Below are 22,404 nucleotides of genomic sequence, written 5' to 3'. Positions count from 1 at the left end.
GCGATATATGAGAACTTTTACCCGATTGATAATAATAGCTGTATTTGCCATTTCGCATTTGGCAGCATTCACGGTAATGGCTGATGGCCGCATCAGAGAGGCGGGCGTGCTGCCGGTAAACACCGGTGGCGTCTCCACATGGAAGACAATGCCTGAAAAGCGCGCCGAGGCTAATGCGAAAGCGGAGAGCGCCAAATCGCGTTCTTGGACTAGGCATTATAACAGTAATGCCGGAAGGGGCTTATACCTGACAGAGACAGCTTATGCCAGTTCCTCTAAATTCGTCATCAACTCTTATATGGCGTGGATGCCTTCGGCTGAGCGCTCTACACCTTCCATCAACGCTTACCCGAACCCATCACGCGGTATCACGCGGGTGTCGCTTTCGCAAGTGGGAATGTCTGAGAACTACAAACTCAAAATATCGAACACGATCGGCAAAGTGATGGAGACGCATGAATTGCCAGTGACACATTCTAATGTCTTTATCCTTGACATGACAGGATATCCGGCTGGAGTGTATTTCTACAGCCTGCTGGTAAATGACAAGACCGTGGAAACGAAGCGCTTAATCTTGCAGAAATAAAGGGAGCTATACCTGTACAATAGCAGAAGCCGGTTGAGAGACCGGCTTTTTTTTGGCGCATCCTTAGCCAAACGTGCACACACACCGATTTATTTAGTATTTTCGACGCTGAATATTTGTAAATTGCTATGACGGATTATCGAAAGATAAACAACCTCGTTGGCTGGCTCGTGTTTTTGATCGCGACCGCCGTTTATATACTGACGCTGGAACCTACCGCCAGTTTCTGGGATGCGGGCGAATTCATCGCCTCTTCTTACAAGCTCTTAGTGCCACACCCTCCAGGGGCCCCTTTCTATCTTTTGGTTGGGCGAATTTTCTCCATGTTTGCCAGCGATCCTACACAGGTGGCTTGGTGGGTTAACCTGCTTTCGGCATTGAGTAGCTCCTTTACTGTACTTTTCCTTTTCTGGTCTATCACCATCCTCTCGCGCCGCTTGTTGGTGGGACAGGAAGGCGTAGCCCCAGCCAAAGGCCAGACGGTACTGATCATGGGGGCCGGTGCCGTGGGTGCGCTTGCCTATACCTTCACTGACTCGGCTTGGTTCTCAGCAGTAGAGGCGGAGGTGTACGCCATGTCATCTTTCTTCACAGCCATTGTTTTCTGGGCCATGCTGCGTTGGGAGTCCAAAGTGGGAGAGGCGCTGTCAGATAAGTGGTTGGTTCTGATTGCCTATCTGGTTGGTCTTTCCATCGGCGCTCACTTGCTGAACCTTGTGGCCATTCCCGCCTTGGCCTTCATCTACTACTTTAGACTTTACAAGCCAACATGGAAAGGCGGTATTATCGCTTTCCTGATTAGCGCCGTGATCGTGATGGCCATTCTATGGGGTATCATTCCCGGTCTGCCATCGCTTGCCGGTAACGTGGAGGTATTCTTTGTGAACTCCCTCGGTCTGCCTTTCGGTTCGGGGATCATCTTCTTTGTGATTCTGCTGGTGGCAGCCATCATCTACGGCATACGCTACTCTATCAAGCATAACATCCGCATTCTCAATACGGCGCTACTGTGCTTCACCTTTATTCTCATCGGCTACTCTTCCTACATGATCATCCCGATCAGGTCGTCTTACAACCCGACTATTGATGAGAACGATCCGGATGATATCCTAAGCTTCGTGTCTTACCTGAAGCGCGAGCAGTACGGTGATAGACCGTTGCTGTATGGACCTCAGTACAATGCGCAGCCGACTGCCCAAGAGGAGGGAGCTCCACGCTATGTAAAAGGAGAAGACAAGTATGTTGTGACGGGCCGCAAGCTTGAGACAATTTATGACAGCAAAGACAAAACCTTGCTGCCACGTATTTACAGTGACAATCCGCAGCACCTACAGGAGTATAAAAAGTGGGTGGACCTACGCGACGGGGAGGCGCCCACCTTTGGGCAGAACCTAAGCTTCCTGCTGCGCTACCAGTTGGGGCACATGTACTGGCGCTATTTCCTATGGAACTTCGTGGGACGCGAAAGTGACGTGCAGCAGGCCGGTGTGCTTTGGTTCGGTAAGCCAACAGATGGCGTTCCCGACCGAGTGGCCAATAGCGAGGCGCGAAACATCTTCTACCTGCTGCCACTTATTTTCGGTATCATCGGTTTGATTTTCCAGATACGCAAGAATGAGCGCGATGCCTTTATAGTTGGCCTGCTCTTCTTCTTTACAGGTATAGCTATCGCACTTTACCTCAACCAGCCACCGATTGAGCCGCGTGAGCGTGACTACACCTTTGCGGGATCATTCTATGCTTTCTCCATCTGGATTGGTTTGGGTGTGCTGGGTATAGCCGAACTGATCAACAGAGGCCTACGCAACGTGATAACTAGTGGAGCCATCGCGACCGTCATTGGTTTGGCAGTGCCGGGTATACTGGCTGCCGAAGGTTGGGATGACCATGACCGTTCTAACCGCTACCACTCAGTGGACTCCGCCAAAAACCTGCTGGACTCGGTTGCGCCTAACGGCATCCTGTTTACCAATGGTGATAATGACACCTTCCCGCTCTGGTATGCGCAGGAGGTGGAAGGGTACCGTACTGATGTGCGCGTAGCCGTACTGAGCTACCTGAACACCGACTGGTACATCGACCAGATGAAACGTCCGTCCTACAAGTCTGACCCGTGGCCACTTATGTTGGAGAACGAGAACTACCGTCAGGGCACCAACGACTACCTGCCATATGTGGAGCGCCCACAGGTGGCGGCAGGTATAGACCTGAAGCAGTTTGTGAGCTTAGTTAAGCAGAACCATCCGGCCCTGCAGGTGCAGGCGGGCAGCGGTAGCACGCTGCTGAGCTTCCCGACTAAAAACTTCTTCCTGAACGTGGACAAAGCCAAGGTGCAGAACGCGGGTTTTGTGGCTGCCGACTACCAGGACCAGATAGCTGATCGTATGGAGTGGACCATCAACAAATCGCTGCTCGAGAAGAAGCACATGATCATACTGGACCTGTTGGCTACCAATGAGTGGGACCGTCCGGTGTACTTCTCCACTACCGTGAATAGCGCCGACTTTATGGGGCTGTCAGAATACTTCCAGCTGGAGGGCTTGGCTTACCGCGTGGTGCCTGTGAAGGTGAGCAGCGAGGAAATGCCGGGCTTCCTGAACAAGGAGCTGATGTATGAGAACATGATGAAGAAGTTCCGCTTCCGCAACTTCAATGACCCGAGCATCTTCTACGACGAGAACTATTACCGCTTTGCCGCCAATGCCCGTGACAAGTTCGGAAAGCTGGCCGCCGAGTATCTGATGAGCGGCGACAACGCCCGTGCCAAAGAGATCGTGGACTATGCTTTTGAGCAGCTGCCGCCAAGCACAGTACCTTACGACTATTACACCCCGCAGTTCGTTTCTATTATGGCTGATCTAGGGGAGGATGAGCGTGCCAAGAACCTATGGGGCGACATGGCGAAGAGCGCTCGTGAGTCGGTGGACTACTACATGGCGAAGGGCCCGCTGTTTGACATGGAGATACAGACCAACCTGTTCATTATGCAGCAGTTAATTGGCGAGGCACAGGCTATTGGCGAGGAGCAAAAGGCCCAAGAACTGCAACAGGTGTTTGTGCAATATCTGCAGCGCGCGCGCCGTTAAACAAAATAGAGAGTTAAACAGTACAAAAGCCGGACTACCTATTGTGTCCGGCTTTTGCTATTTTAGGGTACATGCTTTACCTTCAAGAGAATGAAACAGATCTGCCTGCTTACCTGCCTATCTCTGTTACTGATGCTGTCGAGCTGTGGCGGCTCGGATATCGGCTATGCACCTATGTATCGGGATGCGGCTCCCGCCGCCGCTAGGGCCGAACAGCCTGAAGTGGTCATGCAGTATACCTACTATGGCACCGCCGACAGCCTGCATCTGATTTTGCGGTTTGAGGAGCTAAGGCAATTGCTGGACTTGCAGCAGTCCGCCTCCCGCATAGAGTATGTAATTAGGTCGGGAGGGAGCGAGCGCGACGCGTTGTTGTTCCGCGATACACTGGCGATAACCGCTCAGCACCGTGTACCGGCAGAAGGTACCTTGGTGGTGCCGTTGCGTATACCGCGAGGCTTTGCGGTCGTTGGTAACGTGATGCAGGTACGGCTATGGCTGCAATCGACAGGGCAGGCCCGCTTAGGTATGAGTCACAAGTTTGCGCTGCATCCCCGGATGCTGCAACGCGACTATCAACTCCTGCATACGGCGACCGGGCGCCCCTTGGTGCAGGGCTTTGTGACCACAGGCGACAGCCTCCAACTACGGCGCCAAGGCGATACGACTGGTATTGCATCTTTCGCAGTTTTAAAAGCAGACTACAATCTTCAGCCGGCTTTGCCTCCCATGTCCACCCGACAGGAAGCGCTTCCTGAGGTGCCACGACAGACCATTGACACGGCGCAGTATGCGAGTGGAGATACACTTAGTTTCTCATCTGAAGGTCTATACCTGATAAATCCTAGCATGGGGATTCCTAAGGGGCTGCTAGTGCAGGACGGAGCTTATCCGCTCGTGACACGCGTGCAGGATATGATCACCCCGCTTATTTACCTGACCACTTCCGCTGAGCGCGAGGCGCTGTATAGTGCGCAGGATCAGAAAGCGGCTGTGGATGGTTTTTGGCTGAAAATTGCCAAAGACAAAGCGCTTGCCCGCGAACTGATCAGGACATATTATACCCGAGTAGAGATGGCAAACAAGCTCTACACCTCCTTTAAACCGGGTTGGGCAACAGATCGGGGTATGATTTACATCATCTATGGTAAGCCGAGCAACGTGAGCGTGAGTGGCGATTCAGAGACATGGATTTACCGTGAGTCAGAGGCGGCGCCCTACGTTAAGTTCGTTTTTACCAAAAAAGAGAATAACTTTACCGAAAATCACTTTGAGCTGACACGGAACCGCGAATACGAGGAGAACTGGTACAGCACTGTTGCAAGATGGAGAGCAGGAATAACAAATATGTAGGCGGCAACCGCTATAGCGGCCCCAGAACTCCGAAGGAGGACAAAATGGAAATGATCTTCGGCCTAAGGCCCATCATAGAGGCCATGCTGGCCGGAAAGGTGCTGGAGAAGGTCTTTGTACAGAAAGGCGCTCGCAACGCCACCGTGGATGAGCTCTTGGACCTAGCCAAAAAGCACGATGTGCCGGTGGCCAGTGTGCCGATCGAGAAGCTGAACAACCTCACCCGCAAAAATCACCAAGGGGCGGTGGCCTTTATCTCGGCTATCACGTACATGCCGCTCGATGAAATCGTGACGTCGCTGTTTGAAAAAGGCAAGAGCCCGCTACTGCTCATTCTAGACCGCATTACCGATGTGCGCAATTTCGGTTCGATCGCCCGAAATGCGGAATGCATGGGAGTGGATGCCATCGTAATTCCGAGCAAAGGCGGTGCGCAGATCAACGCGGATGCTATCAAGACCTCGGCGGGGGCACTGCACAGCATACCCGTGTGCCGCGAGCATAACCTGAAAAACACGATCGATTATCTCAAAGACTACGGTGTGCAGATTGTGGCATGTACCGAAAAGACAGAACACAACCTGACGGACAACACCGTTGATTTTGTGGGGCCTACTGCCATCATTATGGGCAGTGAGGAAGACGGTATTTCGCCTGAGTATCTCAAGCGGGCCGATGCGAAAGTGCGCATTCCGCTACTGGGTCAGATTGGGTCGTTAAACGTTTCGGTGGCCACCGGCATCATTCTGTATGAGGCCATGAGCCATAGGCTGCGTGAAAGCGGATATTCTAGTCTCAATACATTTGAGCCGAGATAAACGGATTGATTGAAGAAGGTTCTTTATACCTAAAAAGGGAAGGGCCGTGAGATATCTCACGGCCCTTCCCTTTTTATACCTTTTTTCATAAGGTATAGAGTTTAGCTTAAATGTACTCGGCGCCCTTTTTTGATTTGGCGTCAGACATAAACTCTTTCACTTTTTGCTCCTCGTCCAGTTTGCAGATCATGAGTACGTTATCGTGCTCGGCCACAATATAGCCTTCCAGTCCTTGCAATACCACGAGGCGGTCTTTAGGTGTTTTGATGATGCAGTTTTTAGTGTCGTACAGCATCACATCACCGTCTACCACATTGCCCTGCTCATCTTTGTTGTTGATCGTGTAAAGCGAGTTCCACGTGCCCAAGTCTGACCAGCCGATATCAGCCAGCACAACATACACATTGTCCACCTTTTCCATAATGCCATAGTCGATGGAGATATTGCGGCACTGGGAGTAAGCCTTTACAATAAAGTTTGGCTCTTCGGGTGTATGCAGGCATGCAGCGCCTTCTTCAAAAATCTCGCTGATCTCAGACAGGTGCTGTCTGAAAGCACTCATGATGCTCTGCACATTCCAGATAAAGATGCCTGAATTCCAGACGAAATCACCGCTGTTGAGGAACATTTGGGCAAGCTCAAGGTTTGGCTTCTCTGTAAAGGTTTTTACCTTTTTGATCGTCTGCGCCTCGTCGTCGATGAACTGGATGTACCCGTAGCCTGTATCAGGGCGGCTAGGAGTGATACCCAGTGTGATCAGCACATCATTGTTATCGGCGGCCTCCACGGCTTCTTTTATCACCTTTGTAAAAGCGTCCTGCTTGAGCACTACGTGGTCCGAGGGCGTCACGATTAGGTTGGCCTTCGGGTTGATTTGCGCTATCTTGTAAGAAGCGTAAGCGATGCAGGGGGCTGTGTTGCGGCCGATGGGCTCTAGCAGAATCTGGTTGTCGCTCAACTGCGGAAGTTGTACTTTTACCAGTCCTTCGTAGTCGCGGTTGGTTACCACATACACGTTTTCGGGTGGGCAGACATCCTTAAAGCGGTTCATGGTCATTTGGAGCATGCTTTCGCCTACGCCTAGTACATCATGAAATTGTTTTGGGAAATCGGTACGGCTGAATGGCCAGAAGCGGCTTCCGATGCCGCCTGCCATGATTACCACATAGGTGTTTTCGTTCATGTCTATATGAGTCCTTCTTTCAGTAGATCGTGGAGGTGCACAAAGCCCTCGAATCTACCTGATTTAGTGACAATGAGTTGCGTGATGTTTTTATTTTGCATGATAGCCAGCGCTTCTGCCGCATAGGTTTCCGGTTCTATGGAGAGGGGAGATGCTGTCATGATATCTGAAGCGCGTATACCGTCTATTGAGTCATATTTGTTGAGCATACGGCGTAAATCGCCATCAGTTATAATTCCGACCAATTCTGTGCTGTCTTCCTTTACAACGGCCGTCGCGCCCAGTCGCTTAGACGAAATTTCGATAATAATATCTTTGAGGGCGGCGTTCTCCTTAACATGCGGAGCTAGATTTTGGCGGTAAATGTCCTCCACTTTGAGGTATAGGCGTTTGCCAAGCGATCCACCTGGGTGCAGCGTCGCAAAATCGGCACTGCTAAAGCCGCGAGCCTCTAGCAGGCTTACCGCCAAGGCATCGCCGAGGGCCAGTGCCGCCGTGGTGCTGGTGGTGGGTGCCAAGTTGTGCGGGCAGGCCTCGCGTTCTACCGAGGCATTCAGCACGAAGTCAGCGCTTTGGCCAAGGTAGGAGTCGGTGCTGGACACAAGGGCGGCCAATTGGGCACCTTTGCGTTTGAGCAATGGAACAAGTACCTTTATCTCAGGTGTATTGCCGCTCTTCGAGATGCAAATCACAAAATCGTCGGGCTGTATCATGCCGAGGTCGCCGTGAATGGCGTCGGCGGCGTGCATAAACAGGGCGGGCGTACCCGTTGAATTGAGGGTAGCCACGATCTTGCCGGCTATGTTAGCGCTCTTACCGATACCGGTTACCACCACGCGGCCTTTGATTTGAAGAATGGCTTTGACGCAATTTTCGAAGTCTTCGTCGATAAAATCTGCCAGTCTAGCGATGGCCTCGGCTTCGTCGGTCAATACTTTTTTTGCTGTAAGCGCTATATTATTAAGAAGATTCAATTTAAATTTGTGTTAAAGGTACCCTGAGGGGATACGTTGCTGTACAGTTAAATTTCTGATTTATTACATGTCTACCAAACAGGAGATCAATCTCAAGAACAAATTAAAGGAAGTTTTTGGGTATAATCAATTTAGGGGGAATCAGGAGTTGATAATAAACAATATTATCAACGGAAAGAACACCTTCGTGATTATGCCGACCGGCGCTGGCAAGTCGTTGTGTTACCAACTGCCTGCCCTTTCCCTGCCGGGAACTGCCATCGTTATTTCCCCGCTTATCGCCCTGATGAAAAATCAGGTGGATCAGTTGAACGCTTTCGGAGTGAATGCCCAGTTTCTGAACTCCACGCTCTCCAAATCGGAGATCAATAAGGTGAAGAGAGAAACCTTGGCAGGCGAGGTAAAACTGCTGTATGTGGCGCCCGAGTCACTCACGAAAGAAGAGACGGTTGAGTTTTTACGCAATTCCAATATTTCGTTTGTGGCTATCGACGAGGCGCACTGCATCTCGGAGTGGGGCCATGACTTCCGCCCGGAGTACCGTCGTATACGCGGCATTATCGACCAGATCGGTAATCTGCCGATTATCGCCCTGACTGCCACAGCAACGCCTAAGGTGCAGCTCGACATTCAGCGCAACCTGCAGATGGACGAGGCTTCAGTGTTCAAGTCCTCGTTTAACCGTACGAACCTGTACTACGAGGTGCGTCCGAAGCACAACACCAAGAAGCAGGTTATCCAGTATGTGAAGAAGCACAAAGGCAAAAGCGGTGTGATTTACTGCCTGAGCCGCAAGAAGGTGGAGGAGGTAGCCGAACTGCTGCGCGTAAACGACGTGAAAGCGCTTCCATACCATGCCGGCTTGGACTCGAGCATACGCATGGCTAACCAAGATGCCTTCCTGAACGAGGATGCCGACGTGATTGTGGCGACTATTGCCTTTGGTATGGGCATCGATAAGCCGGATGTGCGTTTTGTGATTCATTACGACACGCCTAAATCCATTGAGGGCTACTACCAAGAGACAGGCCGTGCCGGTCGTGATGGTCTCGAAGGAAACTGCATCATGTTCTACAGCTATGACGATATCATTAAGCTGGAGAAATTCAATAAAGACAAGCCGGTAACAGAGCGCGACAACTCCAAACTCTTGCTACAGGAAATGGCCGCCTACGCTGACTCGGCCGTTTGTCGCCGCAAGCAGCTGCTGCACTACTTTGGCGAAGCCTACGAGAAAGACTGTGGCTTCTGCGATAACTGCCTGCATCCGAAGGAGCGCTTTGAGGCGCAGAATGAGGTGCAGCTGGCATTGAAAACGGTACAGCAAACAGGGCAGCGCTTTAGCATCGACCATAACACGGCCGTGCTCACAGGCTTGCGTAACCAGTATGTGACTAGCTACGATCATGACAAACTTGAGGTGTTTGGTGCCGGTAAGGACCATGATGCCCAGTTTTGGAGCTCCGTTCTGCGTCAGGTGCTGTTGTCAGAGTACTTAGAGAAGGATATTGAGAACTTCGGCATCGTGAAGCTTACGCAAAAAGGACTCGACTTTATCGAGAAGCCACATCCGATCCAGTTGAGCAAAGACCATGACTACGAGCAGGAGGTAAAAGCCGACGAGGAGAAGGAGGAAACGCAGGCATCGGCCGGACATGACGAGGTGTTGTTCGACATGCTCAAGAATCTGCGTAAGAAGCTGGCAAAAGAGAAAGGTCTGCCGCCCTACGTGCTGTTCCAAGACCCATCCATCAAAGAGATGGCCACGGTATACCCGACTACCAAAGAAGACTTGGCGCACATAGCCGGGGTAGGTATGGGCAAGGTGCAGAAGTTCGGGAAGCCTTTCCTAGACATGATCACCAAGTATGTGGAGGAGAACGATATTGTGACGGCGGCTGACGTGGTGGTGAAAACCACGGTGAACAAGTCGAAGATCAAGATCTACATCATCCAGCAGATTGATAAAAAAGTAGATTTAGAGGAAATCGCCTCATCTAAGGACCTGACCATGCAGGAGCTCATTGAGGAGATCGAGCATATCTGCTACTCAGGCACCAAGCTCAATCTCAACTACTACATCAACAATGTACTGGATGATGAGCGTCAGGATGAGATATACGATTACTTTATGAACGCCAGCACCGACAACATCGCGGTGGCGCTGAAAGAACTCGGTACTGATGACTATTCCGAAGAGGACCTGCGACTGATGCGCATTAAATTCCTTTCGGAGTACGCGAATTAAGTTATGATCATTGAGAGGTGATCCGCTATTAGAATAATTTGTATGGAGAGACCGTTGTTTTTTACAGCGGTCTCTTTGTTTTGGGACACTGAAAAGTAAAAAGCATGGTTTGTGCTGCACTGAGCATTATAAATTTATACCTTCGCAACATGCTATAAGGCAGAGAGCAGCTATCAACAACCAGTAATTAGCAATTCAATTAGAATATGAACGTATTGATTATAGGGTCCGGAGCAAGAGAGCATGCACTAGCATGGAAACTAAGCCAAAGCCCATATGCCGAACAGATATTCGTGGCACCCGGAAACGCCGGAACGGCCGAGCTTCACACGAGCTGTGCCATCGACATTCATAATTTTGACGAGGTTGCCAAATTCGTGACCGATTTCAACATCATGATGGTGGTGGTGGGACCGGAGAACACCCTTGTGGAAGGTATACACGATTATTTTCAGGAGAAGGAATATCTGCGCGACGTGTTGGTGGTAGGGCCCAAAAAGCTAGGTGCCATGCTAGAGGGAAGCAAAGATTTCTGCAAGGCGTTTCTACAGAAGTATAACATCCCGACGGCAAGGTATGAGACCTTCACGGAGACAAACTACCGCGATGCCGTTGAGTACCTGCGCACGCACAGCTATCCGGTGGTGCTTAAGGCCGACGGACTGGCGGCGGGTAAAGGTGTGATCATCGCTCAGAATTTTGAAGAGGCAATAGACTGTCTGGAGGCTATGCTACGTAACAACAGGTTCGGTAAGGCCGGCAGCAAGGTGGTGATCGAGGAGTTTCTGCAAGGTATAGAGGTATCGGTTTTCATCCTGACGGACGGCAAGGAGTATGTGCTGCTGCCAGAGGCCAAGGACTACAAGCGCATTGGCGAAGGCGACTCCGGTCTTAACACAGGCGGTATGGGCGCTATCTCGCCGGTTCCGTTTGCTGATGAGGTCTTTATGCAGAAGGTAAAGGAACGTGTCATTGAGCCGACCATACGCGGTATGCAGGAAGACAACCTTGACTATACCGGCTTCCTGTTTATCGGCTTGATGAATGTGAACGGCGAGCCTTATGTGATCGAGTATAACGTGCGATTAGGTGATCCGGAAACAGAGGCTATCTTGCCGCGCATCAAGTCCGATTTGTTTGAGCTGTTCTTGGCGCTGCATGATCACAAGCTTGGTGATTTCAAATTAGAGATTGACCCGCGTACAGCGGCCACAGTATTCTTGGTGTCGGGTGGCTACCCAGAGGGTTTTGAAAAAGGGAAAGAGATAAGCGGGCTGGAGCAGGTGCATGCGGACACGCTGGTGTTTCACGCTGGCACGAAGCAGGTGGATGATAAAATATTAAACAATGGCGGCCGCGTGATAGCGGTCACTGGTTTGGGTGATTCCATGGAAGAGGCGCTGGCGAAAGCTAACGCAGCGGCCGAGAGCATTAACTGGACTGACCGCTATTACCGTCGCGATATTGGATTCGATCTGCAGAAGCAGTCCATGCAATAGTGTAGGTATAGCATATAAAAAAGGCCGGTGTTCGATAACACCGGCCTTTTTTGTTGTGTTGAGTATAACCCGATGCTTAGCAGTAAGCTTCAAAAGCGCCCTGCAGGTTGTCTACAATGCGGTTCAGTTCGTTACCCTCAATGTGGTAGCGCTCAATCATGTGCACTAGCTCACCGTCCTTAAACAGGGCGATAGAAGGCGATGACGGCGGGTATGGCAACATAAACTCGCGCGCCTTGGCTACAGCGTCCTGCTCCATACCGGCAAACACCGTGATCATTTTGCTCGGACGCTTTTCTGAAGAGGCAACGGCCATCTTCAGGGCAGGACGAGCTTTAGAGGCGGCACAACCACACACAGAGTTAACGGCTACCAATACAGTGCCTTCTTTAGACGACAAAGCCTGCTCTACTTCTTCGGCAGTCATCAGTTGCTCGAAGCCTGCAGAAGTCAAGTCTTCGCGGATCGGAGCCACCATATATTCAGGATACATTCCCATGATTATCAGCTTTAAATTAATAGATAATTGATGTTGCAAAATTAATCATAATTCCGCAAAAAGGCTATAAAGCAATTGGTTGAGTATACATATACTGTTATAAACTAAACTTAAGGGATATAGATTTGTATAGTTTTACGAATATTCAAATTATCTAAACTGAATCATAGGCTACTATGTATATACACCTAACACCGGAAATCTGATGTGTTAACAGTAAACGTATGCTCATACTTAATCGGATTTATTAAAGGCAACCCACTAAGGTATAAGGTGGTTAAGTGCTTCAAAAAGTTATCTGGTATTTGAGTTGGTAATTGCGCCTTAATGGAATAGTTACAACATGTGCCGGTTTTCCGGTTTTGATAAATTATGTAACTAAGCGGTTATGCCTCAGCATGAGGTGTCACTGGCTGGTTACCTAGTACGAAAGGTTTTCTTATAATCTACTGCCTATGTACCTTCACCCTTACACAAGTCTATCCGGTGTCACACAACCACACCAAGCAGCCTACTTTTACATGCCCGCCAACGACGAAAGGCCTGCAGAGTTAATTGAGATTTTGAACTGCAACCGTACCTACATTCATGTGCCCATGCGCGAGGAGGACGTTACGCTGGATGCTTTTTTTGTGCGTAATATGACCGAATCCGAGATCCAGAATTTTAGTAATGGGCAGGTATGGCAAATCTTTGGTTCTTGGGATGAATTGCTGGAAGATCACAATCGCTATAAAGTAGAGAACCATATCGTGTCGGTTTTAATGCGTTTTAAAGACCAATACCCGCTCCCAGAAGGTATGGCAGCGTAACAACATCTGTGGAACTTCTATTAAAGAACTGTATTTCTAGAGTAGAAATATAAGCTCACAGCGCTGGCAAGCCCTTTCTCACTTAAGGTAAAGAAACCTGAGTTGTCATTAGCAAAAGTCACCGCTTCCCCTTGTGGTTCTAGTTGGTACGGCAGTACTTCAAAGTTCTTCCCTAGCGCTTCATCAATTGATTCTTCGGCTGTGCGGTTGTATCGATACAGGCCGGTATAGGTTTTTATGATAATGTCTTTGCCGTCTGGTGATTGTGCGGCGCCCACAACCCCAGCGTAAGTCAAGGTACCCACCAAGGTCGCAACATAAAGCCCCTTGTTAGCAGCAGACAAGCTTAGTTTGTATATTCTGGACGGACTATCCCGCTTAGTGATTAGGAAGATGTCTTGGGTTTTAGCATCTATCAGGAAAGCCTCTGCGTCGTGCGCGCCATCAGCGTAGGTGAAGTTTATTTTCTGAATGCTGCTAACGGTGTCAATGTCAGCTGTAGGTTCAGCGAATTTATATATCCAATAGCTTTTGTGGACTTGGTTGTTGTCTCCAATATCAGCCACATACAAATCATTCCCCAATCGTGCCATGGCTTCCCAGTCTCTGTTAGTGGTCCCTTTCAAGAATACTTTCCTGTTTATGTTGCCGTCATAACCCAAGAGGTATAGCTGTGTCGCGTTTCCACTATCTTCATGTACCCAAAGGTGTTTTGGGTGAGTTTTGCTATCGGCCATGCCAGATGCTTCGCTTAGTTCGGGGGCTACGGGAGTTGCCTGAAAAAGCGCGGATTGCTCATGCTCTCTCGGATCTCCTACCATTTCCTTTTCACAGGAGCCCAATGTAATCAACAAGCCCAAACACAGGATAGCTTGCAGGTAATTGTTTGTTCTCATAGGGTAATATAAGCGGTACATGTAGTCGGAGGCGCCCTGTCAAATGTACAATCAGGTGTATTACCTTATTTGGTAACATATTCCGAATAATCGCTAACAAACTCGATGTGACACAGGTTCCTAGTGCACCTGCAGGCCGTAGCATGCGAATGTGGAGGTTTCTTTTAGCACTACTTGTTGACTCCCCGGTTTCAGAAAGCAAACAAGCCGCTACGAATGTATGGAATTGGGATAAGACGATAACAAAGGACAAAACAACCTGTGGCCTACAAAAACTTCACTGTGATGTAAGTATCCGTGTTACGGCCTTGGTCATCGGCACAGGATATTTTATACCTTCCGGCCCTTTGCGGCTCAAAAAACACCCTCTCGTTAGACGCTGTGGCGCGTAGCAATTCATCGTTGATGTACCAGTATACCTGCTTCACCTCATTGTGGGTATTGCAGTGTAGCATCAGTTGCTGACGTTCTTCCTGTTCAAGTAAATACTCCATGCCGGAGGCGGGAGAGGTGATAACCGGGGCATGCTCTTTAAAAATGCGACTGCAACTAGGGTTGTGCACCGGGATCTGCTGGTATGGTATCCGCTCGGAGTCATAAAAAGTAAGCAGCTCCGGCGCATGGTTCGGGTATAGCTGTTGCACAAAACTGGTGGCTGGCTGGCAGCTGGTACAGTAGCTGTGCTTCTTATCTGGAGATACCGCGATGCGTTTTAGGTGGCCGCACTTTTGTGTAGACGAGATGCCGGGTATAAACGTATCCAGCACCTGATCTTTGCAGAAGCTATTAACAGGGCTGCCGCTTTCGGCGCATACTGCTCTTAAACCAATGCCTTTAGGTTGCTGAAACCACCCGTCGGTAGAGTTGTAATCAATGCTGTTGAAGATGTCGAAAAGTAGGGGAGTGGCGGAGTCCGTGCCGTTTAGTTCTGGCACACCCTCGCCAGAGAAATTGCCGACCCACACACCCACCGTATACTTTTTGTTGTAACCAATGCTCCAAGCATCTTTGCGACCATAAGAGGTGCCGGTTTTCCAAGCGATCTGGGGCAGGTTCGGACTGTTGTGCGCATTGTGCGGCAGGTCAGGGCGCGTGAGCTGCGTGAGGATCTGATTGACCATATAAGCTGATACCGGCGACAGCAGCTGTGTTTCCTGTTGCACCGTGTCCTCATGCAGCCATTTGATGGGGCTATACCTTCCTTGGTTGGCGAAAGCAGAGTAGAGCAGTGTCAGCTCCTCCAACTTCACATCACAGCCACCCAAAATCAAAGACAGGCCGAACTGGTTGCCCATACGCCTCATCTCCGAAAATTCCGCCTGCTTTAGTTTCTGCACAAAAGTATAAACACCCAACTGGTCGAGCACTTTGACGGCAGGCACGTTCAAGGAGGTGGCCAGCGCATGTTCTATGGTTACGTTGCCGTTGTAGTTGCCAAAATAGTTCTGCGGGCGATACCCGGCATAATCCACAGGTACATCGGTAATCACGGTTTTAGGCGTAAGCAGGCCTTTGTCAAAAGCGGCGGCATATAGAAAAGGCTTTAGCGTACTACCCGGTGAGCGGATCGCCCGGATGCCGTCCACCTGCCCGTGGTTAGCAAAATCATTGAAATCCGCAGAGCCTAGGTAAGCTTCTACGGCCCGGGTTTGGTTGTTGATGACCAGCACCGCGGCATTGTGAATGTTCTGATAGCGAAGCCGCTGCATGTAGTTGTAAGCCAGCTGCTCCACTTTTTCCTGCATCTGTCGATTAAGCGTGGTTTTGATGATAGGTTGAATTTTATACTTGCGGTGCATGCGGTAGGCGAAGTGCGGCGCTACTTTGGGTGCATCCTGCCTGCGTGCCTCCAACGGTTCCAGCAAAGCATCTTCAATCTCGGAGGCCGGGAAAGCCTGTTGCCCTTGGTAATAGCGCAGCCACTTGTTCCGGAACGCCACGATTCGCTCATTCTGCTCGCCAATGCGTAGTGAAGAGGGTTTATTAGGTATAACCGTCAGTGTGACCGCCTGCGCCATACTCAGCTGCCTCGGTGACTGCTGAAAGTATAAAACAGAAGCGGCTTTTACACCCTCGATGTTTCCGCCAAAGGGGACTAGGTTTAGATATAACTGTAGGATCTCGTCTTTGCTGTAATACCATTCTAGTTGTAGTGCCCGGAACATCTCGAATAGCTTGTTAGCATAAGTGCGCTGCTGCGGGTAAAGCAGTCGCGCGACCTGCATAGTAATGGTAGAGGCACCGGAGGTTTTCCTGTCTTGCAGCATGTTGTTTGCCAAGGCTCTGGTAATGGCAAAAGGATTAATGCCCGGATGGTAGTAAAAGAATTTATCCTCCTTTAGCAGCACAGCCTTTTTAAGGACAGGGTTGATCTCATCAGGCTCCAGCTGCATCCGCCACTTATCATCCCGGCTCAGAAAAGCATTGATCACGCTGCCATCCGAGGCGGCGATAACGGGGGAGTAGGAGATATATACTTTGAGTGGGTATAGGTAGTTGAGTAGGGCAAAGGCTAGGCAAAGTATCAACACAAGGTATAGCATATACCTGAGCAAGGGCTTGCTGTAGGCTAGCAGCCGCTGGGGGAGGGTATACGTTGGTTGTTGTGTTGGCATTTTTGGTTTATATACTTTTATGGCGCGAGCGTCCTCGCTCGTGTCTACTATGGTGAGGCCTCCGGCCCAGCCTTTTTTTCAGCACTGGGCAATTATGCTTGTCCTTACCATGTAAAAGAACCCCTTTTATTAATCATCTTATAAAGAAGTCCTATTTCAACTGTTCAATGCAGGTACAGGTCACGACCTGTACCTGCATTGAATTATTTCATCAATCCTAATGGGCCAGAGGCCCCACCATAGTAGACACGAGCGAGGACGCTCGCGCCATAAATATTAACTCCCAAACTCTACCTCACTCTAATTACCCCACCACCGGAATAACTATTATACTCCGCATTATACATCGCATCAGCCCCGATCGGCCCTAACTGAAACGTGCCCTTCGACACCGCTCTTACTTGATAGAAAAAGTACTGCTGCTCCGGTTTTGCTGTCGCGTAAAGATTTATCCTGTCATCTCTGATATCAATATGATCCGTGGTGGCGGGCTTTTGGGCTTCTATCCAGCTGAACTCGCGGGCCGTCATCAGGCGCGGGTTTTCTATCTCGAAGCCGGCTGGTAGCATATCGGTGATGGCGATATTTGGCATACTTCTGCCATCCAGCGACTGCAACACTACACGCACTACCACCAAATCGTTTTGTCTGAAGGTGTTGTTGGTGATCTCCTTGCCATTCCGGTCGAAGAAGGTTTTGCGTACTTTCAGGTAATTGTCTCCGCGTTTCACATCGCCGCTCTGGCTGATACCTTCCAGCTCCCAGAAATAGTAGAAAGTACCGTTGCCTTTGGAGCGGATGCTGATTGGGCCGCTGCCGATGTTGCTGGTTAAGGTCAGGTCCTTGCCGGAGAAAGTACCGATCTCTTTGCCGTTCTGGTATACCTGCGCCGTTTGGTTGCCTTGGTTTCTGCTCGAAAGCTTGCCCAAGGCCATTAGGGCAAAAGCGCGTTCCTGCGTATTGTACCAGCGTTTGGAGCGCAGTTCATCCGACAAGTGCCGTGCCAGTGTGCCGATCTGCGGGTTATCTGGATCAGCCTCTATCAAACTGTTCAGCGAGATGGCCATGTCCCGGATAGGCGAGTAGAAACTGCCGCCAAGCGCCCGCACCGATGTTTCGCCGGAGAAGGAGCGGGGCAGGATCTGGTTAAAGCTCTCGCGACTGCCGTTCAGCGCATAGGTGCTGGCCAGCAGGTAACGCGCATCAATAGAAAGCAGCTCCGGTTTGGCCTTGTAGTAGTTCATCGTTGACCAATCTACTGTGCCGGCGATGCTGAGCACGTAAAGCGAGTAAGTGGTTTCGCGGGCTGCGATGTACTTGCTCTGCACCTGACGGCTGGCATCGTAGTAGCGGTATTCTTCCATGGCCTTGCCCTTTACCTTTTGCTGCAGGTAGCGCACCGCCTTATCAAGCACATCCTGCGTTACCGGGAACCCGGCTTTTTTGGCCTCCAGCAAAAAGTGTGTGGCGTAGGTGCTGCTCCACCAGTCGGTGTAGGTGGCGCCGGGCCAGTAGGTAAAGCCACCGTCGTATTGCTGCATCAGCTCAATTTTGGTGATGGCCTCCTGCACGAGGTAGTTCGGGTTAAAGGCGCGGCTCTTCTGGTCTTGGTTCAGCGAGCGGGCCAAGTCGGTGTAGTATAAAAGCGGAAAAGCCGTGGAAGTAGTCTGCTCCAAACAACCATGCGGGTAACGCAGCAGGAAGGTAATATCATCGGTGAACTGTACCAGCGGGGAGCGGCTCACCACCAGCTTGGCTGATACTGATGAAGGTATAAAGTCGTTGGCCAGTTTGATATCAGCCGTGGTTCCGTCTTTCACACTGCCGGCCTCCGTTACTTTGGTGAGCGGCGCGATGGGGCGCACCGTGATGTCAGTGTTGCTGACAAAAGCCTCGTTTAGCGCATTGACCGCCACCTTAACCGTAGCCTGTCCGATGGCAGGCGTAGCCACTAGTTTATAGATAACCTGTGCTTCTGTGTTCGGATTTATACCTGTTGATTTCTTGGTTTCGCCTACCACGCGTAAGGGGCCTGTCACGGAGATCATGCTCGCGGCTGTGGCTCTGCTAGTAGTGGTATTGCTGAGCGTTACAGGTACTAGGATCGTATCGCGTGGACTCACAAAACGGGGAAGGGCCGTGCTGATCACGACCGGATCCGACACCCGCATCATCTTCTCGGAAGAGCCAAAGGCATTGTCTTTGTAAGCCACCGCCATGATGCGGACCGCTCCCGAAAACTCAGGTATACGCACCCGCACCGTTGCTTCGCCATTGGCGTTTGCCTTTATCTGCCCACTCCATAGTGACACTAGCTTTACCCGTTTGTTGGTGAGCGGGTTGATTCGTTTTGCCAAGTCGTACCCGTCTCCCCCAACACTGGAGCGTGCGACTAACTCGGGGAACAGGTAGGGGTACAAGTCGTAGCCATTTACTTCCAGCGCACGTTTCTGGTAAAAGAAGCCGTGCGGGTCAGGTGTCTGGTAATCCTTTATCTGCAGGATGCCTTCATCCACCACAGCCAGTGTCAGTTCTGCGTTAGGAGCCGTTTTCACCTTCACCTGCTGCACTCTGTTTGAGCGAGATGCCTCAGGGGCAAGTATGGCGACATCCAGCTGTGTACTCTTCTTGGTAACCGTTAAAGGCTTAAAACCACGGGCGATGGTAAGCGGCATCTGGTTGTCTTTTACCTGACGCAGTGCAATAGCGGTGATGTAGGCCGTTGGCAGGTGCTCGTCTTTGATGGGCAGGGTAAGCGAAGCAGCTTTCTTGTCAGTTTTGAGGTAGTAGTAGCTCAGCACTTTATTCTGCTCCACGGTCACGAGTAGCTTGCCCGCAAATGGCGATTTAAATAGAATTTTGGCCTTATCGCCTACTTCATACTGCGTCTTATCCAAGGAGATGTCCACCTCGCCTTCGGTGTTCACAGCAAAGGAAGTGCTCTCGGTATCGCCCCAGCCGTAGGCATAAAACTCCTGCGCCACATAGTTGTAGGCACCCGGGCGCATCACGCGCAATTCATACTGACCAGACGAAACAGGTGTGAAATTAAATGTAGCTCCGGATGCAGGTACAGCTATGTTTTGGCTGCTGATGACATTCTCTTTGCGCTGCGATTTGTAGTTGTACTCATCGCTGTGGCGCTCTATCACCGATTCGTAGGTATAGCGCACTAGCTGTACTTTGGCGGTAGCAGCTGTCGGGTTTCCGTTGCGATCTAGCGCAACAAGCGGAATGTTCAAAGCGCGGCGGGTACTCACATAATCGTCAAAATTTTGAATACCGAAGAAGGCCTGCTGCGTGCTCACGTCAAATTTGTTCAGGCGGTTTACCGGCCGACCTGTTTCATCAAAAACAGTGGTATATAGAGAACCGTCCAACAAACCGATATCCTGAAAATTATCCAGCTCAAACACTTCCTGCCCTTTACCCTGCGCATCAGTCTGGCCTTGGCGGGTGCTGGTCTGGATGTCGATGGAGCCGGAGGTATGGATGTCGAAGGTATAGTCGGGGAAGCTTTTGGCCTCGAAGGTTTTCTTTTTGAGACTGAGCTGTGTTTCGTAGTTGCGGTTGGCAGCCGGTGGCCCGAACAGGTTTTGCGCCGTCAGGTTGAGTATAAGTTTCTCGCCCGCCTTGTAAGTGCTTTTGTTTAGTACAGCCGTCACTTTCATACGGTCCGGCATAAACTCTTCCACGCCGATCTTTTTGGCGTTCAGCAGTACATCGTTGCCCGAGTATACCTCCAAGGTATAGGTGCCCGTGACAGCGGCCCCGTTTAAGATGAAACTGGTTTCGCTGGCGCCTTGGTTGTTCAGTTTGCCTTTGGTGCTGCGGTACTCTTTGCCGTTGGGCAGCAGCAGTTTCACTTTGATAGGTAACCCAGCCACCGTTTTCCAATCTGGGGTGCGCACCACGGTGTTGACATGGATAGTGTCGCCGGGGCGGTAGAGGTCGCGGTCGCCGTAGATAAAGGCATCGTAGTTGAGTTCGTTCAAGCGTTTGCCACCCACGTCGAAGCGGGAAGTGTTTACCTGTGTCTGGCTGTAAGGCATGTAGTTGAAATCGTCGCCTTTACGGGCCGTGATCATGCCCATCTTAAAGTCAGGAGCCGCTTTACCGATGTTGCTAAACTTGGCCACGCCATCTTTATCGGTAGTGGCTTTGTGCACCACTTGGTTATTCGTGCTGATGAATCGGACCTCGACACCTTCCATGGTAGAGGCCTCACGAATGGAATTGGCAAACACCAGCACCTCATCTTTGCCCTGTTTGGCAATCAAGCCGATATCCGAAACCGACACGATCTTGGAGTCCTTCAGCCAATTTTTGTCAGTGCTTTCCACCGTAATTACATACAGACCTTTGAACTGGCTATCGAAGTCGAGGTCGTGCAGGTTGAGGTTAAGCAGGTGGGAACTGCCTTGCTTGCGCAGGCTTTCGGTATTGTATTCGCGCTCAAACAAGGTATTGCCGTTGTTCTCATTCACATCAAAGTAAGAACTGGAGTAGTATTCTTCTGTTTCCTCGTCGTAGTAGCCGTCGTACATCTTGCCCTCGCGCAGGTAGTGCAGGATGTTGTTTTCGTATACCTTGCTGATGCTCACTTTTATGCGCGGTACGTTGCTCAGGTTCAGGGCGATGTTGCGGGCACCTTGGCTGCTGAGGTAAATGCTTTTGGCATTGGCAAAACTGATGCTTGGTTGCGTTGTGGCAAACGTGACGCTGTGCCGGTAAGGTTGCCCCATCGGTTTGCCTTCCATGCCCATCAGGTCGCCGGAGAGGGTGAGGGTATAGGTGCTGTTCTGATTGAAGTTACCTTTCAGGACCAGACCGTTTTGCAGGCGCTCTACGGTATACTCGCGGCGTGGGCTTATGCTGATCAATTCGCCTAGGCTGCTGTTGGTAACAGGCTGTGTAGTGAGGATGTAAATGCGCTCTTGCCCTTCTTCCAAAGCGGAGGTAACTTCTGATACCATCATGCGCTGACGGCTTGGCAATAATATATCACGTTCTAAGGTGTGGTCAGTTTGGTTAGTGCTTCCGGCAACGCTCAGGCCTTTTGCTATACTCAGGCGTAGCGGAATTTCTTTGTCTTGTTGCCCCTCCACGTTTTTGACCCGGATGGTGATGTTGTCGCGGTTGCCGCTGGCCAGCTCTACAGGCAGTTCTTTGGTGCCGGCATACACACGCAAATGCTCACGCAATTCCTGAAACAGCACCGGATAGTTAAAATCCAGCTGCAGACTTGCTTCCAGCTGGTTCGGGTTGTTCTCGTTGGCCACCCAGTAGCTCTTTACCTGTTGCAGCCTCAGGTATGGCGTATGGAAGGTAATGCCCTGTCCGGCGGGAATTTTATACTTTTCGGTCGAGTGTCTGAGCAGGTTTTCGGTTAATTCCGCTTTGTAATCTGTAGTGGGAGTAAAAGGCTTATCCGGCGAAAAGACCAGTTCGTTCGGAGCTGTCCACTTATACTTGCCGGCTATTTGAGGCCAGAATGCTATATAAGAAGTGGTATCCCATTGGTTCAGCAGCGAATCACCTACCAAATCTTTGTCGAACGTGAACATCAAGTTTTGCTCTTGGGCAATTTCTTGGTTAAAGTTCTTGCTTGTCAACCGCAGTTCATCGCCGTTGCTGCGGCAACTAATTATACTAAGCATTGAAAGGAATACACTGAATCTGAGCAGGTATTTATGCGGAGCGGGATGGGCTTGTCTTAAATTCATAGTATGAGCAGAAGAAGGGCAAAAACTATCTGGTTGTAATTCACCATGTATAGAGGTAACATTTATTTCTATAGCTAAATGTGCTGTTGATACTGGCTAACTGACCTCC

The 22,404-nt window shown here is 50.4% G+C and carries 13 protein-coding genes; 7 read left to right on the top strand and 6 right to left on the bottom strand.

What is annotated here, in order from left to right:
* The first annotated feature begins 25 nt into the window (after window positions 1–25).
* From Q1A04_RS09645 to rlmB, 4 genes are all read left to right on the top strand, one after another.
* Complete coding sequence (locus Q1A04_RS09645) at window positions 26–586, top strand: T9SS type A sorting domain-containing protein (protein WP_299704651.1); 561 nt, start codon at window positions 26–28, stop codon at window positions 584–586.
* 128 nt (window positions 587–714) lie between these two features.
* The gene (locus Q1A04_RS09640; protein WP_299704648.1) at window positions 715–3,672 is read left to right on the top strand and encodes a DUF2723 domain-containing protein; all 2,958 of its coding nucleotides are present in this window, start codon (window positions 715–717) and stop codon (window positions 3,670–3,672) included.
* Between the two features lie 90 nt (window positions 3,673–3,762).
* Complete coding sequence (locus Q1A04_RS09635) at window positions 3,763–5,025, top strand: GWxTD domain-containing protein (RefSeq protein ID WP_299704645.1); 1,263 nt, start codon at window positions 3,763–3,765, stop codon at window positions 5,023–5,025.
* Window positions 4,998–5,843: a 23S rRNA (guanosine(2251)-2'-O)-methyltransferase RlmB gene (gene rlmB / locus Q1A04_RS09630; protein WP_299704642.1), complete on the top strand. Its 846-nt coding sequence runs from the start codon at window positions 4,998–5,000 to the stop codon at window positions 5,841–5,843. The genes Q1A04_RS09635 and rlmB overlap by 28 nt, the downstream gene beginning before the upstream one ends.
* Window positions 5,844–5,949: 106 nt before the next feature.
* Here the strand turns inward: rlmB and Q1A04_RS09625 are convergent, their stop codons facing one another.
* Both Q1A04_RS09625 and Q1A04_RS09620 read right to left on the bottom strand, forming a co-directional pair.
* On the bottom strand, window positions 5,950–7,026 hold the full coding sequence (locus tag Q1A04_RS09625) for a mannose-1-phosphate guanylyltransferase (protein WP_299704640.1): 1,077 nt from the start codon (window positions 7,024–7,026) through the stop codon (window positions 5,950–5,952).
* Between the two features lie 2 nt (window positions 7,027–7,028).
* Entirely contained in the window at window positions 7,029–8,000 is a 972-nt protein-coding gene (locus Q1A04_RS09620; protein ID WP_299704637.1) for a KpsF/GutQ family sugar-phosphate isomerase, read from the bottom strand.
* Between the two features lie 67 nt (window positions 8,001–8,067).
* Between Q1A04_RS09620 and recQ the strand changes: the two genes are divergently transcribed.
* Window positions 8,068–10,248, top strand: a complete 2,181-nt coding sequence (gene recQ, locus Q1A04_RS09615) for a DNA helicase RecQ (RefSeq protein WP_299704634.1) — start codon at window positions 8,068–8,070, stop codon at window positions 10,246–10,248.
* Between the two features lie 206 nt (window positions 10,249–10,454).
* Entirely contained in the window at window positions 10,455–11,747 is a 1,293-nt protein-coding gene (gene purD / locus Q1A04_RS09610; RefSeq protein WP_299704631.1) for a phosphoribosylamine--glycine ligase, read from the top strand.
* Window positions 11,748–11,823: 76 nt separating this feature from the next.
* On the opposite strand, the gene Q1A04_RS09605 is transcribed toward purD, so the two are convergent.
* Window positions 11,824–12,240 carry a BrxA/BrxB family bacilliredoxin gene (locus Q1A04_RS09605; protein ID WP_299704628.1) on the bottom strand — a complete coding sequence of 139 codons (417 nt, stop codon included), beginning with the start codon at window positions 12,238–12,240 and terminating at the stop codon, window positions 11,824–11,826.
* 461 nt (window positions 12,241–12,701) lie between these two features.
* Between Q1A04_RS09605 and Q1A04_RS09600 the strand changes: the two genes are divergently transcribed.
* Window positions 12,702–13,058 carry a hypothetical protein gene (locus tag Q1A04_RS09600; protein ID WP_299704626.1) on the top strand — a complete coding sequence of 119 codons (357 nt, stop codon included), beginning with the start codon at window positions 12,702–12,704 and terminating at the stop codon, window positions 13,056–13,058.
* A gap of 20 nt (window positions 13,059–13,078) precedes the next feature.
* Here Q1A04_RS09600 and Q1A04_RS09595 read toward each other — a convergent pair whose 3' ends face one another.
* The 3 genes from Q1A04_RS09595 to Q1A04_RS09585 all read right to left on the bottom strand — a co-directional run bounded on the left by Q1A04_RS09595 (window position 13,079) and on the right by Q1A04_RS09585 (window position 22,229).
* Window positions 13,079–13,954 (bottom strand): hypothetical protein, encoded by an 876-nt coding sequence (locus tag Q1A04_RS09595; RefSeq protein WP_299704623.1) that lies wholly within the window; start codon window positions 13,952–13,954, stop codon window positions 13,079–13,081.
* A 266-nt stretch (window positions 13,955–14,220) separates the two neighbouring features.
* Window positions 14,221–16,569, bottom strand: a complete 2,349-nt coding sequence (gene pbpC, locus Q1A04_RS09590; RefSeq protein ID WP_299704620.1) for a penicillin-binding protein 1C — start codon at window positions 16,567–16,569, stop codon at window positions 14,221–14,223.
* 290 nt (window positions 16,570–16,859) lie between these two features.
* Window positions 16,860–22,229: an alpha-2-macroglobulin gene (locus Q1A04_RS09585; RefSeq protein ID WP_299704617.1), complete on the bottom strand. Its 5,370-nt coding sequence runs from the start codon at window positions 22,227–22,229 to the stop codon at window positions 16,860–16,862.
* Window positions 22,230–22,404: the final 175 nt, after the last annotated feature.

Source organism: uncultured Pontibacter sp., assembly GCF_947499215.1.
GTDB lineage: Bacteria > Bacteroidota > Bacteroidia > Cytophagales > Hymenobacteraceae > Pontibacter.
This window is presented reverse-complemented; position numbering and strand designations above follow the sequence as displayed.

Bases quoted from the DNA above. Each gene is read 5' to 3' on its own strand.
- Q1A04_RS09635 (WP_299704645.1), top strand. From the start codon at position 3,763: ATGAAACAGATCTGCCTGCTTACCTGCCTATCTCTGTTACTGATGCTG.
- Q1A04_RS09640 (WP_299704648.1), top strand. From the start codon at position 715: ATGACGGATTATCGAAAGATAAACAACCTCGTTGGCTGGCTCGTGTTT.
- recQ (WP_299704634.1), top strand. From the start codon at position 8,068: ATGTCTACCAAACAGGAGATCAATCTCAAGAACAAATTAAAGGAAGTT.
- Q1A04_RS09595 (WP_299704623.1), bottom strand. From the start codon at position 13,954: ATGAGAACAAACAATTACCTGCAAGCTATCCTGTGTTTGGGCTTGTTG.
- pbpC (WP_299704620.1), bottom strand. From the start codon at position 16,569: ATGCCAACACAACAACCAACGTATACCCTCCCCCAGCGGCTGCTAGCC.
- rlmB (WP_299704642.1), top strand. From the start codon at position 4,998: ATGGAGAGCAGGAATAACAAATATGTAGGCGGCAACCGCTATAGCGGC.
- Q1A04_RS09625 (WP_299704640.1), bottom strand. From the start codon at position 7,026: ATGAACGAAAACACCTATGTGGTAATCATGGCAGGCGGCATCGGAAGC.
- Q1A04_RS09605 (WP_299704628.1), bottom strand. From the start codon at position 12,240: ATGTATCCTGAATATATGGTGGCTCCGATCCGCGAAGACTTGACTTCT.
- purD (WP_299704631.1), top strand. From the start codon at position 10,455: ATGAACGTATTGATTATAGGGTCCGGAGCAAGAGAGCATGCACTAGCA.
- Q1A04_RS09585 (WP_299704617.1), bottom strand. From the start codon at position 22,229: ATGCTTAGTATAATTAGTTGCCGCAGCAACGGCGATGAACTGCGGTTG.
- Q1A04_RS09600 (WP_299704626.1), top strand. From the start codon at position 12,702: ATGTACCTTCACCCTTACACAAGTCTATCCGGTGTCACACAACCACAC.